This window comes from Yinghuangia sp. YIM S09857 (assembly GCF_051388915.1).
GTDB lineage: Bacteria > Actinomycetota > Actinomycetes > Streptomycetales > Streptomycetaceae > Yinghuangia.
In genome coordinates this window covers 257,589-270,649 of the sequence record NZ_JBPKBH010000004.1, presented here as the reverse complement: position 1 = coordinate 270,649, position 13,061 = coordinate 257,589, and the positions used below count along the sequence as shown (strand labels likewise).

15 protein-coding genes are annotated in these 13,061 nt (G+C 71.9%); 6 read left to right on the top strand and 9 right to left on the bottom strand.

The window, feature by feature from the left end; all coding sequences use genetic code 11:
- Positions 1 to 22: 22 nt before the first annotated feature.
- A complete protein-coding gene (locus ACRX5S_RS10055) occupies positions 23 to 1,111 on the top strand; it encodes a hemolysin family protein (protein WP_436772480.1) in 1,089 nt (362 codons plus the stop codon).
- Between the two features lie 129 nt (positions 1,112 to 1,240).
- The gene (locus ACRX5S_RS10050; protein WP_436772479.1) at positions 1,241 to 1,645 is read left to right on the top strand and encodes a hypothetical protein; all 405 of its coding nucleotides are present in this window, start codon (positions 1,241 to 1,243) and stop codon (positions 1,643 to 1,645) included.
- 87 nt (positions 1,646 to 1,732) lie between these two features.
- On the opposite strand, the gene ACRX5S_RS10045 is transcribed toward ACRX5S_RS10050, so the two are convergent.
- The 3 genes from ACRX5S_RS10045 to ACRX5S_RS10035 all read right to left on the bottom strand — a co-directional run bounded on the left by ACRX5S_RS10045 (position 1,733) and on the right by ACRX5S_RS10035 (position 4,636).
- Complete coding sequence (locus ACRX5S_RS10045; RefSeq protein WP_436772478.1) at positions 1,733 to 2,260, bottom strand: NUDIX hydrolase; 528 nt, start codon at positions 2,258 to 2,260, stop codon at positions 1,733 to 1,735.
- A gap of 10 nt (positions 2,261 to 2,270) precedes the next feature.
- On the bottom strand, positions 2,271 to 3,380 hold the full coding sequence (trpS, locus tag ACRX5S_RS10040; RefSeq protein WP_436772477.1) for a tryptophan--tRNA ligase: 1,110 nt from the start codon (positions 3,378 to 3,380) through the stop codon (positions 2,271 to 2,273).
- A gap of 218 nt (positions 3,381 to 3,598) precedes the next feature.
- Positions 3,599 to 4,636 (bottom strand): transposase, encoded by a 1,038-nt coding sequence (locus ACRX5S_RS10035; RefSeq protein ID WP_436772476.1) that lies wholly within the window; start codon positions 4,634 to 4,636, stop codon positions 3,599 to 3,601.
- Between the two features lie 261 nt (positions 4,637 to 4,897).
- On the opposite strand from ACRX5S_RS10035, the gene ACRX5S_RS10030 reads away from it, so the two are divergent.
- Positions 4,898 to 5,467 (top strand): nuclear transport factor 2 family protein, encoded by a 570-nt coding sequence (locus ACRX5S_RS10030; protein WP_436772475.1) that lies wholly within the window; start codon positions 4,898 to 4,900, stop codon positions 5,465 to 5,467.
- A gap of 90 nt (positions 5,468 to 5,557) precedes the next feature.
- Entirely contained in the window at positions 5,558 to 6,361 is an 804-nt protein-coding gene (locus ACRX5S_RS10025) for an SDR family NAD(P)-dependent oxidoreductase (RefSeq protein WP_436772474.1), read from the top strand.
- Positions 6,362 to 6,436: 75 nt separating this feature from the next.
- On the opposite strand, the gene ACRX5S_RS10020 is transcribed toward ACRX5S_RS10025, so the two are convergent.
- From ACRX5S_RS10020 to ACRX5S_RS10000, 5 genes are all read right to left on the bottom strand, one after another.
- Positions 6,437 to 6,670, bottom strand: coding sequence for a hypothetical protein (locus ACRX5S_RS10020; protein ID WP_436772473.1), 234 nt, complete (start codon positions 6,668 to 6,670; stop codon positions 6,437 to 6,439).
- An 18-nt stretch (positions 6,671 to 6,688) separates the two neighbouring features.
- Complete coding sequence (locus ACRX5S_RS10015) at positions 6,689 to 7,171, bottom strand: hypothetical protein (protein WP_436772472.1); 483 nt, start codon at positions 7,169 to 7,171, stop codon at positions 6,689 to 6,691.
- 33 nt (positions 7,172 to 7,204) lie between these two features.
- Positions 7,205 to 9,166, bottom strand: coding sequence for a HEAT repeat domain-containing protein (locus tag ACRX5S_RS10010; protein ID WP_436772471.1), 1,962 nt, complete (start codon positions 9,164 to 9,166; stop codon positions 7,205 to 7,207).
- A 104-nt stretch (positions 9,167 to 9,270) separates the two neighbouring features.
- Entirely contained in the window at positions 9,271 to 9,795 is a 525-nt protein-coding gene (locus tag ACRX5S_RS10005) for a septum formation family protein (protein ID WP_436772470.1), read from the bottom strand.
- Positions 9,796 to 10,079: 284 nt separating this feature from the next.
- Positions 10,080 to 10,676 (bottom strand): helix-turn-helix domain-containing protein, encoded by a 597-nt coding sequence (locus tag ACRX5S_RS10000; protein WP_436772469.1) that lies wholly within the window; start codon positions 10,674 to 10,676, stop codon positions 10,080 to 10,082.
- 101 nt (positions 10,677 to 10,777) lie between these two features.
- Between ACRX5S_RS10000 and ACRX5S_RS09995 the strand changes: the two genes are divergently transcribed.
- The gene (locus ACRX5S_RS09995) at positions 10,778 to 11,194 is read left to right on the top strand and encodes a VOC family protein (protein ID WP_436772468.1); all 417 of its coding nucleotides are present in this window, start codon (positions 10,778 to 10,780) and stop codon (positions 11,192 to 11,194) included.
- Positions 11,195 to 11,405: 211 nt separating this feature from the next.
- On the opposite strand, the gene ACRX5S_RS09990 is transcribed toward ACRX5S_RS09995, so the two are convergent.
- Entirely contained in the window at positions 11,406 to 12,383 is a 978-nt protein-coding gene (locus tag ACRX5S_RS09990) for an alpha/beta fold hydrolase (protein ID WP_436772467.1), read from the bottom strand.
- 134 nt (positions 12,384 to 12,517) lie between these two features.
- Between ACRX5S_RS09990 and ACRX5S_RS09985 the strand changes: the two genes are divergently transcribed.
- Positions 12,518 to 13,015 (top strand): MarR family winged helix-turn-helix transcriptional regulator, encoded by a 498-nt coding sequence (locus ACRX5S_RS09985; protein WP_436772466.1) that lies wholly within the window; start codon positions 12,518 to 12,520, stop codon positions 13,013 to 13,015.
- The last annotated feature ends 46 nt before the right edge of the window (positions 13,016 to 13,061 follow it).

Below are 13,061 nucleotides of genomic sequence, written 5' to 3'. Positions count from 1 at the left end.
CCGGGCAGCGCGAGGTGGCGGCATGACGGCCACCGCTCCCCTGGACCTGGCGGCGGGCGGCGGCACCGGGATAGGCCCGATGCCCGCCTTCATAGCGACGATCGTCCTGCTCGCCGGCAACGCCTTCTTCGTGGCGGCCGAGTTCGCCCTGCTTGCGGCGCGCCGGCACCGGCTCGAACAGGCCTCGGCGGCACGGAAGCGCGGCGCCGGATCCGCGCTGGCGGGCGTACGCGAACTCACGCTCATGCTCGCGGGCGCGCAATTGGGCATCACCATGTGCTCGCTGGGCCTCGGCGTAGTGTCCGAACCGGCGTTCGCCGCGATGCTCGACCCGCTCTTCAGCGCGATCGGTCTGCCGTCGGCGGCCGGACACGCGGTGGCCTTCGCGGTCGCGCTCAGCACGATCGTGCTGCTGCACATGGTCGTCGGCGAGATGGCTCCGAAGTCGTGGGCGATCTCCGACCCCGAGCGCGCCGCGCTTCTGCTGGCCCCGCCGTTCCGCACCTTCACGCGCGGCGTACGCCCGCTGCTGCGTGCCCTCAACGGCATCAGCAACGCGGCCCTGCGCGCGGCCCGCATCCGCCCGCGCGACGAACTGACCATCCCCAAGGATGCCGAGGGCCTGCGCCGCCTCGTCGGCGAGTCGCGGCGACTGGGACTGATCGGCAGCGCCGAGCACGACGTCCTGACCGCGACGCTGCGCACGCACACCGAGGCGCTGGCCCGGCTGGTGGTCCCGGCCGACCGCATCGACGAGGTTCCGGCGGGGGCGAAGCCGGAGGAGATCGTGGCTGCGTCGCGGCGGAACGGCCGCAACCGCCTCCTGGTCCGCGGTACGGACGGGCGGCTGACCGGCGTGCTGCACGTACGCGAGGTGCTGGCGATACGCGGGCTCGGCGCGGATTCGCCGAACGCTCCGACCGCCGGCGAACTCGCGTCCCCTGTACTGACGTTGGGCATCGACACCCCCATCCAGCGCGCGGTCGCGGCACTGCGCGAACGCCGGGCCTCGTTGGCCCTGGTGCACGACGCGCACGGGCAACTCCTGGGCATGGTCGGGCTCGACGATCTGCTGGGCAGCGTGCTTGGGGGCGCGCGGACAGCGGCGTAGCCCGCGTGATCCGGCTGTCCCGTTCGGCCCTCTCTTGATCACCATCCAGGTGGAGTCGTTAGAGTGCCCGTCCACGGGGCGGCGTGCCGACGCCCTCAGGCGACGGTGCCAAGCACTCTCGGGGGAAGCATGTTCCTGGGTTCGTTGATGATCGCGGCGATATTCGGCGTGTACTTCGTGATGGCCCTGGGGCTCGCCCGGTCCGTGATCCGCCGCCACCTCCTGCGCGCGCACCTGCGCCGCGACGGGGTGAACGCCGATGCCGTGGTCACCGCCAAGACCGGGTTGGCGACGTACGTCCGGTTCGACCTGCCGAGCGGGGACCGCGTCGACGCCAAGATCCCCGTCGTGCTGGACACGCCGGTCGCGGGCCGCGTGAACGTCGTCCACAGCCCCGGCGCGCCGGCCCGCGTCCTGGCGGCGGACGGCCTGAGGGGGCGTCAGACGTGGCTGGTGCGGCGTACCGCGATCGTCCTCTTGCTGCTCGTCGCGGGCATCGGCGGGGTCGTGACGGTTCCGTGGGATTGGGGCTGAGCCGACTGTCGGGGGCGGCACGAGCGGCCGTCCGTCACAAGTGCCCCCGTCCGTTACGAGCGATCGTCCGTCACTGGCGCCCGTCCGTCACAAGTGCCCGTCCAGCACAAGTGCCGTGTGCAGCGGGAGCCACGCGGCGCCCGCGCAGTGCGCGCGTACCTCCTCGGGGGCGAACCACGCCGCTTCCGTGCACTCCGATTCGGGCGGGGGTTGGGTGTCGGGGCCGTAGCCGTCCAACTGCAAGGCGTGGAAGGCCATGTAGGTCCGCGCCGGGTAGTGGTAGTCGGCCGGCGGCTCGGCGTGCAGCGTGATGCGCTGGCCGCCGAACCGGCGGAGCCGCGCGGGGTCGACGGCGTAGCCGGTCTCCTCGGCGAGTTCGCGCGCCGCGGCCTCGGCGGGAGACTCCCCGGCCTCCATGTGCCCGCCGGGCACGTCCCATCCCCGCCCGGGCCGGTCGATCCGGGTGAGGAGGGTGTGCCCGCGTGCGTCCACGACGAGGGCGAAGGCGAGCGTGACGGGGAAGCCGTCCGGGAAGCCGGGGGTCAGCAGCACGTCGAGGGTGTGCGAAACGGGGATCCACGGAACGGTCAGGCTGTCGAGCACGCGTACGGTCATGCGGCCATCCTCACGCGTACCGCATGCCCATCGCCTCCCGCACCTCCCTCAATGTCGCGTCCGCGACGGCGTTGGCGCGTGCGTTGCCCGCATGCAGCACGGCACGCACGTACGCCCGGTCGCGGGCCAGTTCGGCGCGGCGCGCCCGCATCGGGGCGAAGCGGTCGTTGACCGCGTCGGTCACGACCTGCTTCAGGCGGGCCGCTCCCCCGCCGCCGATCTCGTCCGCGACCTCGTGCGGGTCCCGGTCCAGGCAGAGCGCCGCAAGCAGCACGAGGCTGGACACGCCGGGTCGCCGGGTCGGGTCGTACGTGATCACGCGGTCGGCGTCGGTGGTCGCGCGGCGGATCAGCCGGGCCGTTTCGTCGGCGGTCGAGGCGAGCGAGACCGCGTTGCCGCGCGACTTGCTCATCTTCGTGGCGTCCGTGCCCAGTAGCAGCGGCGCGGCGGACAGCAGCGCCTCGGGCTCCGGGAAGACCCGGCCGTAGCGGTCGTTGAAGCGCCGCGCGACGGTGCGGGTGACCTCCAGGTGCGGCAACTGGTCCTGCCCGACCGGCACCATGTCGGCCTTGCAGAACAGGATGTCGGCGGCCTGGTGCGCCGGGTACGTGAACATCAGCCCGCTGACCGCCGCCTGCCGCGAGTGCGCGATCTCGTCCTTGACGGTCGGGTTGCGCTGGAGCTCGGCGACCGACACCAGGCTCAGGAACGGCAGGAGGAGTTGGTTGAGCGCGGGGACGGCGCTGTGCGCGAAGACCGTCGTGCGCTCGGGGTCGATGCCCGCGGCGAGGTAGTCGAGGACGAGTTCCTCGACGTACTCGGCGAGGCGGTCGGCGACGTCCCGGTCGGTGAGCACCTGGTAGTCGGCCACGACGAGGTACGTCTCGACGCCCGCGTCCTGGAGGCGCACCCGGTTTTGCAGGGTGCCGAAGTAGTGGCCCAGGTGCAGGCGTCCGGTGGGGCGGTCGCCGGTAAGGACTCGGTGGGCGGTGGGGTCCTCGGGGAGGGGGGCGGTGCGGAGGTGGTGGTCCGGGGTCGGGGCGGGCGCAGGGGTCTGGGCGGCGGTCCGGCCTGCGGTTCCGGTCGGGGTGGCGGCGGCTGCGGCGGTCGCGGTGGTCATCGGGGCTCCTGTTTCCGGGTTCCGGTGGCGGGGTCTCGCGTCTGGTGTCTCGCGGACGGCCTCGCCGGCTCGGAACGCTCCGGGCGCAGGGCAGCAAAAAGGGCCATCCGGTACGAACGGCCCGTGGCGTGTCTGAGTCGTGGCCGCTCCTAGGAGGAGCGCCACCAGGACAGATTCGCCGACGACTTCATGCGGTCAACCGTAGCAGGCGGGCGCGGTCAGGAGTCCAGGGCTTCCGTGACGCGCGCCCAGGTGCCGTCCTCGGACCAGCGGCGGTGGCGACCGTACAGTGTCTGCCAACTTCCGTATCTGGAGGGGACGTTGCGCCACGGGACCCCGGTCCGCTCGCGATGCCGGATGCCGTCGACGACACGCCGGTCGTCGGCGCGTGCGGCGCCGCGCTGGTCGCCGGGCGGCAGCAGCGCGCGGACCCGGCGCCACTGCGCGTCGGTGAGGTCGGAGGGCGAGTCGGGCCCAGGTCCGGCGGTCGTCGGTACGTCACCAGCCGTCGATTCCGGAACGATATGGCCGTCATCGCGTTTTCCAAAACACGATCCATCGACCGCCGCCGCGAGTCGGGCCCGGGTCTGGCGCACCAGGTCATCGAACAGGTCGTCGTCCCGGTAGCTCGCGAGCCGTGCGTCGATCCGCGCCCAGCGCCGGGCCATCTCGGGGGACGCGGTCTCCAAGGCGGACTCCAGCGCCGCACCGACCGCGTGCCCCGGGCGGGCGAGCGGCGACTTGGCCTCAAGGAGCACCACCCCGACGGTCGTCCGGGCGATCCAGACCAGCGCGTCGGCGCGGGCGTCGTCGTCCAGCGGCCCGCGCTCCAGCACCGCCAGCAGGCGGTCGAGCGCGGCGGCCCACGCCGGGGCGATCTGCGTCTCGGTGCCGATGAGCTGCGCTGTCCAGGGGCTTTGCACGATGCGGTGCCGGACGTCCGCCATCCACATCACGACCGCGTCGTCCCACGGGACGGACGGGTCAACGCCCGCGCCGACCTCTTCGAGCACCGAGTCCGCGACCGCGGCGAGCAGCGCCGCCCGATCGTCGACGTGCCGGTAGAGCGCCATCGGCGTGACCCCGAGCCGGGTCGCGACGGCGCTCATCGTCAGCGCGTCGACGCCGCCCGCGGACGCCACGGCCCGGGCGGCGAGGACCACGTCGCGCAGCGTCAGGCGCGGCCGCACGACCGGGCGCTGTGGGGCGGCGGAGACGTCGGCCCCGGCGGCGGCGATGTTCATTGACCCTGTCACAGAGCAATGCTAAAACTTTCTCACCGACGTTTACACCATATACAAAAGTTGTTTGCACGCGTCGTTCGTATCGGCCGTACACACGACCAGTGCACAGCAGCCGTGGAGATCAACCGTTCGCGGCAGGTAGAACCGGACGCGCCGCCGCGCGTGCCTTCGCGGGGCCGGACCGCGCCCAGGCGTACCCGTCGCCGCTCCACCGGCCCCACCAGCCCTGCCCACTCCGCCGCCCTACCCGCCCACTCCGCCCGAGGAGCCGCCATGACCGCCCCCGCCCGCGACGTCGTCATCGACCCCAACCTGACCTGGGCCCCGCTGGAGCGGCGCCTTGCCGACGAAACCGATCCGGTGCTGCGCCGCAACCTGGAGGCCGTGATCGCGCACCAGAAGGCGGAGGCGCACGGCGACCTGGAGGCGCTGATGGCCACGCTGGCGCCGGAGCCCGTCTACCGCCTCGGGGCGCCGGACAACCCGCGCCTGCACCCGCGCGGCACCGAGGGGGTCCGCGCGTACTACGGCGCTTTCGTGGCGAGCGGGGCCACCCAGCTCGTGCACGACATCGACCGGCTCGCGGTCGACCGGCACCTGATCCTGACCGACGGGACCATCCGCATGGCGTACCCGGGCGCGACGCTCGCGGCCATGGGCATCGAGGTCGACGACAAGTCCGCCGACGCGTTCTACCTGTACGAGTCGCGCATGGCGATCGTCTGGGTCCTGGACGACGAGGGCCGCATCATCGGCGAGGAGAGCTACACCGACCGCAACGGCTTCGAGGGCATCGCGGGGCGCAGGCTACAGGAAGGCGAGATCGCGCCGCTGCGCGCGTGATGCGCGTACCGTCACCCGGTGCGCTTCCCCGCTCGGCTGCCCCGCTCGGCTGCCCCGCTCCGACCTTGAACTCGACCTCGGGAGAGACCCATGCGTGAACTGACCGGCCGGGTAGGTGTCGTCACGGGTGCCGCGCGCGGCATCGGACGCGGTACGGCCGAGGCCATGGCCGCCGCCGGGATGCGCGTCGTCCTCGCCGACCTGGACGCCGAACGCCTGGCCGGCACGGTCGCGGCACTGCGGGGCACGGGCGCGGAGGCGATCGGCGTACCGACGGACGTCACGGACCCGGCGGCGGTCCAGGCGCTCGCCGACGCGGCGGTCGCGGCGTACGGCACCGTGCACGTGATCGTCAACAACGCGGGGATCTGCACGTTCGGCACCGCGTGGCAGACCGGACTGGGCGACTGGCACCGGGTGTTCGACGTGAACATGTTCGGCGTCGTGCACGGCGTGCAGGCGTTCATGCCGCTGCTGCTCGCCAATCCCGAGGGCGGCCATGTGGTCAATGTGTCGTCAATGGGCGGCATGCTGGTCGGCCCGATGATCGCCCCCTACACAGCGAGCAAGGCCGGGGTCATCGCGCTGTCCAAGGCCCTGCGCGCCGAACTGGCCATGTCGGGTGCCGAGGTCGGCGTCACGGTCGTCTGCCCGGGCAACGTCGCAACCGAGATCGCCGAGCATTTGATCACGACCGACGAACTGCCGCCGCAGGGCCCGCCGATGATCGAGCGCCTGAAGAAGGGCAACGAGCACGGCATCCCGCCGCTCGAAGCCGGCGGGATCATCCTCGACGCCGTGCGCACGGGCTCGTTCTGGGCCCTGCCCAACGGCGCCGCGCAGTTCCCACTGGTCCAGAAGGACCACGACGAACTCCAGTCTGTCGTCGGCTGACCCGTACCCGGCCGCCGCCGGGGCGAGGGCTCTCAGGGGCGCCCTTCCCCCGGTGGCGGTCGTCCGATTCGCGGGTCAGGGGTCTTCCGCCAGGCGCCGGTTGACGTACGCGACGAGGTCCGGGTCCGCGGACGTCAGCCGCTCGGCCTCCTCGCCGCCGTCGCAGCGGCACAGGGAGACGGTCACGCTGTCGCCGCGCGTCGCGACGACCCGCCAGACTCCGCCCGCGTCCTCCCAGCGGCGCAGGACCGCGACCGGGCCGCTGTGGTCCTCGGGATGGTCATGTGCGGTGCCGCGCGTCTCGCTCATACCGGACATGATCCGCGATCAAGGGCGCGGAGACGAGGGCCCGGTGCCGCCGTCGGCCTCCCGCGCCTCATGTGCTTTCCGTGCCTCGGCTTCCGCGATTCGCCGCTCGATCTCCTCGCGGACGGGCCGGTACGCCGCCTCGGCCGCCCGCATGCGCGCCTCGCAGTCGGCCCACGCCTGCCGGGACCTGCCACGCCGCCCGGGGATCAGGTCGCGGCGGCGCTCGCGTACCGCCCGGTTGTCGACCATGAACCCCGCCTTGTTGCGGACCCCGTGCGCCCACCGGACGTCGGACTGCGCGTCGTGCAGCTCCTGTTCAAACACGGTCAGCGCGCGCTGCCAGCGGTCCTCGTCCTCGGCCGTCGCCGCGACCTCCGTGCCGCGGACCAGCGGGGTGACGTAGTAGAGGGTGAACTCCAGCCCCTCCGGCACCTGCACCCACGACAGCGTGTTCCACGGCCACGGAGCCGGCTTGAACGTACGCCTGCCGATCCTGGTCACGGCTCCCCTCCCTGATCGTGCCGACCCCGACGATCATCGCCCGGGCCCCGGGGCCTTGGCCAGCAGTTCCGCGGCCCTGGCGCGCTCGTCCTCCGGGACGCCGTCGTCGTGCGCGAGGATGCCGAGCGCGTCGACAAAGCGCGGATCGGCCTCCTCGACAACCTGGAACACCTCGTCCACGATGTAGAACGCCCGGTCCCGCACGTACCAGCTCGGGGTGGCCAGGATGATGTCGGCGAGTTCGACGGCGTCGGCGAGCAGCGACGGGGACCGTTCCGCCACTTCCGACAGCGCCGCCAGCGCGCCCAGGTGCTTGGCGTCGGGACCGTAGTCGCGGCTGAGTTCCGGCGGGGCGGCGGGCCGGCTCAGCGCCTCTCTGGCGCGTCGCAGCACCAGCGCCGTTTCGGGTTCGCGGGCCTCCGGGCCGCCGCGGCGTTCGGCGCCGTCGGGACTCCACCAGTGGTCGAGCGCGATGCCCACGGCCGCGTCGTCGCCGCTGTCGAGGAGCATGCGCAGCGCCGCGTGGTACGACTCGTCCACGTCGGGCGCCCTGAGCCGCCGGTGGGCGCGCGCGAGGCCGGGGTCCGCGAGGCGGTGCCCCTTCCAGTGGACGCTGTGCGGCGTCCCGAAGATCCGATCGACGGGATTGCGGCCGAACGGCCTGTCCGGCACCTGGTCGCCCCAACTTTCGGCCACCTCTTCGAGGATCGGCCGGTGCCGCGCCAATCCGCCGGTGTCGATGAGGTAATTGGCGGCGTGGGCCTGCACCTTCGGCTCCCCTTCGCGGAGCGCCCTGAGCAGGATGTCGTCCGCGTCCGCGCCGAGGCTGTCCGCCAGGATGCGGACCGCCGTCTCCTTCGTGCCGACTGACGGGTCGAAGATCGTGTCGCTCATGGCGGCGACGAGCTGCGCGTCCGGCACTTCGGCGGCCTTCAGGATCGCGCCTGCGGTCCACAGTGCCTGCCGGCGCACCGGCTCCGAATCGGTGCGGGTGAGGACGTGCCGCAGCAGTTCGGCGTCACCGGGGTCCACGTGGCGCCCGCCGATCATCGCGAGGGCGCTCACCTCGGCCCTCGGCATCGGAAGACGCAGCACTTCCCGCGCGCGGGCCAGGACTTCGGGCAGGTACGCGACGGCGCGTTCCTCGTCCTCTAGGACCCTGCACAGTCCTTCGGAGGACTCGTAGTGGTCGAGCGCGATGCCGACGGCGACCGGGTCGTCGCTGCGCAGCAGCGTGGTGAACGCGTTCAGGCAGGCGTCGTCGGTCGGCGGGAACATCAGCTCGTCGTGCGCCCGCCGCAGGGCGGGATCGGCCGGGGCGGTGTCGGTCAGGTGGGTGCTGTGGAAGCCCTCCAGCGCTCGGCGGACCTCGCGTGCGCTCCAACCGGCGTCCTCCGGCCACGACTTCGCGAGCCGTTCGAGGCGTTCGCGGTGCGTGCGGAGGGCCAGGGGTGTCGCGAGGTGGCCGGCCGCGTACACCTGGAGATCGAATTCGGGCGACTCCGTGAGGCGGACGAGGACGTCCTCGACCTCCGGCGAGTCGAGACCGGCCAGGCCGCGCAGGGCCTGGACGCGCTCGCCGGTGTCGAGCCCGTCGTCCAGGGCCTCGGCGACGAGCAGGTCGAGCAGCCGGCGATCGGGCTCGTCGCCCGCCGTGAGAGCGGTGCGGGCAGCGTCCCGCGCCAGCTCCCGGACCTCGGCATCAGGCGCGCCTTCGAGGATCCCGACGATCCGCCGGGCGTCCTCCTCGTCGGCCAGGTGCCACAGCACACGGAGGGCGCTGACGTGGCTTTCGCCGGACGGCGGCAGATCGAGGAGGTCGCGGGCGGCGAACCGCACGTCGCCGGCAATCGGCCGGTACGGGTTGTCCACGCCCCACCTGGTGTCCGCCTGCGCCTGGAGGAAATCGTCCAGTGCCAGGCGAACGACGTCGACGTCATCACTCGCCAACTGCGTGCCGAACCGTCCGAGTTGCGAGCCCTCATCGTCCCCCACGGGCACTCCTTCACACCAAGCCCTCCAACGACCGCGCAGGCTAACGCCCCCCGACTCCGCCCGTCGAAGGCAATAGCCGCCGGGCGCGATCGGCCCGCCCCCGATCAGCCGCGCCGGACCGAGCCGGTCAACTTCTCACCGGACTCCGCCCGCAGCATGCAGGTGACCGCCCGGATCCCGTCGACCTCCCAGGAAATCGCGTTCGGGTACGTGTACTTAACCGTCAACGCGGGAGCCGAACGCCACGCACCGTCCGTGTACGCATCGGCCCGCGCGGGACATTGCTCCCGCGCGGTGCGCTCAAGCACCTCGGCGCCGGGGAACACATCCGTCTCCCCGACGCGGATGACCGCATACGCCTCGCCGTCGTGGGCCTGCTTGCAGGAGATTTTCCGCTCGGGAAAGCTCTCGGGGGCCGCCGCGAAGTCAAAGAAGTCGAAGCAGTCGCCGACGTTGAGTTCCAACGGCGCAGCCGACGGCAAGCCGCCGTCGTCTTCCGTTTCCTCGAACACCCCCGCCGCAAACAACACCCCCGCGACAACAGCAAGCAATGCGATGACACCCACAGCAACCACCCACAACGCCGGTCTCCGACGACGAGCGGACGGCATTTCGGCATCGGAATACACACGCAACTCCTGCGGGGCAATTGATTTCGTACGACCGACCTCACCGCCCCGGAACAGCCGTGCGGCGGACGGAATCTACAACACCCCAAACGCACGCCCGCACTCCGGTCAGCAACGCGCGCTCAGGGGCCATCTACCAGGCACAAGCCGGATCCCGCCCTGATCATCGGCGCCCCCGACGGACAACACCCCAGAGGGACGTCAATCACCGTCGCATATTCGGAGTTCCGCGCAGCTTCGCGGCGGATATCGACGACGAGGTCGACGTCTGGTTCATGCGGCGGTCAGGGGGTGCGGAGGGACTCCAACAGGCGCGACAGGACTGTCCAGGTGTTGGTGAGGTCTTCGGGGGTGCCGGAGGCGGCCAGCCATAGGGCGGCTTCGTTCATGGCGCCGGAAAGCAGGTGCGTCAGGGGGGCGATTGGCTGGGGGGTGATGATCTTGGCTTCCGCCAGTGCGGTCAGGGCTTCGGACAGGTGGCGGGCGGAGGCGGCTTCGTCGAGGGCGCGCCATTCCTGCCAGCCGAGGGCGGCCGGGCCGTCGACGAGCATGATGCGTTGGATCTCGGGGTCGGCCGTCGCGGTGAGGAAGGTACGGCAGCCGGTGGTGAGTTGCGTCCACAGGTCGGCCTCGGCGTCGGCCGCGGCGGCTACGCGGTCGGCGACCTCTTGTTGGACCTGCTCCAGTACGGCGCGGAAGAGGTCGGCCTTGCCGTCGAAGTGGTGGTAGAGCGCCCCCTTGGTGACGCCCGCGGCGCGCACGACCTCGGCGAGTCCGACTGCGGCGTAGCCCTGGGACGCGAAGAGCCTGCGGCCTTCGCGGATGAGGGTGCGCCTGGTCCGCTCGCGCTGCCGGGCTCGCTGCTCGCTCTCGTACGACACGTCGCTCCCTTGTTTGACATACCCGGAGTACGCGAACTAGCGTACTTGACATACCCAAGGTATGCGAATAGCGCACCGACACACCCCCTGGAGGCCCCGCCATGAAGGTCACGAGCTTCTACCCGGTCATCGGCACCGAGCGCCTGGCGGAGTCGCGCGACTTCTACACGCGGCTGTTCGGGTTCGACGTCACCTTCGAGGCCGACTGGTACGTCAGCCTCCGGCACCCCGGCCAACTCACGTACGAGCTCGCGCTGCTCGACCCGACGCACCCGACCATCCCCGACGGGTACGGCAAGCCCGTGCAGGGTCTGCTGCTCAATTTCGAGGTCAAGGACGTCGACGCCGAGTGGCAGCGACTGGTCGTGGACGAGGGGCTGCCCGCGAAGCTGGACATCCGCAGCGAGGCGTTCGGGCAGCGGCACTTCATCGTCGCCGACCCCAACGGCGTACTGATCGACGTCATCACCGAGATCGCGCCGGAGTCCGAGTTCGCCGACGCGTTCAAGGACCGCTGACCGCTGGTGTGGTGACCACAAACCTTCACCGGTTCTTGCCGCCCCGGCACCGCGCCTCGCGGCGTTGCGGGCGAAGGAGGGCCGCCAGGCCCGGCGTGCGAGTACGACCGAGTACGAGCTTCGGGCCCGCGCTCGGGAGGGCCGCCAGGCCCGGCGAAGGATGCACGGCACCGAACGACGAGAACCGGTGCGAACGTTTGCGGCCGCCGCACTAGGCAGTTGGCAGTGTGTCGAGGAAGCGCGTGAGCTCGGCGTTCAGTTCCGGCGCGCGGTGCCACGGCATCGCGTGGTGGGACACGCCTGGCAGCACTGACACTTCGGCGTGCGGGACGTCGCGGCGCGCGGCGGCGGCGATCTTTGCGGGGTCGTGGGTGCGGCTGTCGGCGGCGAGGATCACGCGGGTCGGCACCGATGCCAGCGCGCGCAGTTCGGCGGGCTTGGGTCGACGTCCGACGATGGTCGCCGCACCGGGGAACTCTGCTGCCAGGCCGTGGAGTTGCATCCAGTCGGCGGTTGCCCCGTCCGGCTCGGCGGCAACGGCGCCTGATGTCTCCCAGGTGATGAAGCGGCGGGCGCGCCCGGCGTTCGGACGCAGGAGTGACGGCAGCGCGTGCGCAAGGTATCCGGGCCGGAAGCCGCCGAAGCACTGCGTGGGGTCGAGCAGCACGAGGCCGGTGACGCGCCGCGGGGCGTGCAGGGCATACCTGAGGGCGAGCCACGCGCCGTACGAGTGGCCGCAGATGGCGGCGCGTGCGATGCCGAGGCCGTCCAGTACGCCGTCCAACCACGTGTAGAGGTCGTCGGCGCCGCGCGGGGGCCGTGGGCCGCGCCGGGAGCGGCCGGGCTCGCCGATGCGGTCGATCGCGTGGACGCGGTGGGCCCGGGCGAGATCGGCGGCATTGGCGTACCAGACGGCGGCCGTGGTGCCGCCACCATGCAGGAGGACGAGCGGAGGCGCGGCGGCGGGGCCGCAGATGTTGACGTGGGTGGTGCCGAACTCGGAGTCCAGCACGACGGTTTCGACCGGCAGCGGCCATCGGCGCATCACGGCGTCGTAGGCGGTCGCCAAGCGGACGTCGAAGTCGGGCGGGTCGGCGGCGGACCGGTCGGCGGCGGTCCCGTCGGCGGCGGGTCCGGCTGGTCCGGAGGGCTCGTCGTGGGGCTCGGCTGTTTGAAAGTCGGCGGTCACGGGTCACCTCGGGCTCTCGTCCATAAATCTCGTCGAGCGAATATCTCGCTCAACGAGATAATATTCAGGGCCTGGATGAAGGTGCAGCCCCAGGGGTCGCCCCCTGGGAAAACGGCAGCGTGGAGGAGGGTGACATGGCGGAACAAAGCGCAAGTGGCGCGGAGACGGTCGACGCACACGGGCCGGGTATGCGCGCGGTGCACCTGCTGCGCGCGGTAACGCTCGAACTCGACCGACTTGGCGGGGAGTTCGCTGCCGAGAACGGGCTGCACCCGACCGACCTCCGCGCCCTGATCGCGCTCCTGGACGCCGCCCGCGCCGGCACCCCGGCGACCCCTGGCCGCCTCGGCGCGGAACTCGGCCTGAACTCGGCGGGCACCACGGCCCTGGTCGACCGGCTGGAACGCGCGGGCCACGTGCGCCGGGTGCGGGACGCGTCCGACCGACGGCGCGTCCTGCTGGAGGTGGACGACCGGGCGGTAGCGCTCGGGCAAGCCTTCTTCGGTCCGCTGATCGGCGAAGTCATCGCCGTGGTAGAGCAGTTCGACGCGGACGGGCGTGCGGTGGTCGAGCGCTTCCTGACCGGGGTCCGCGATGCGGTCGCCGCGCGCGGGAGCGATTCCTCAAGGTGACCGCCCAGTTGGCCGATACGTCTTGAGGGGCGCGGTCCACGCGGGT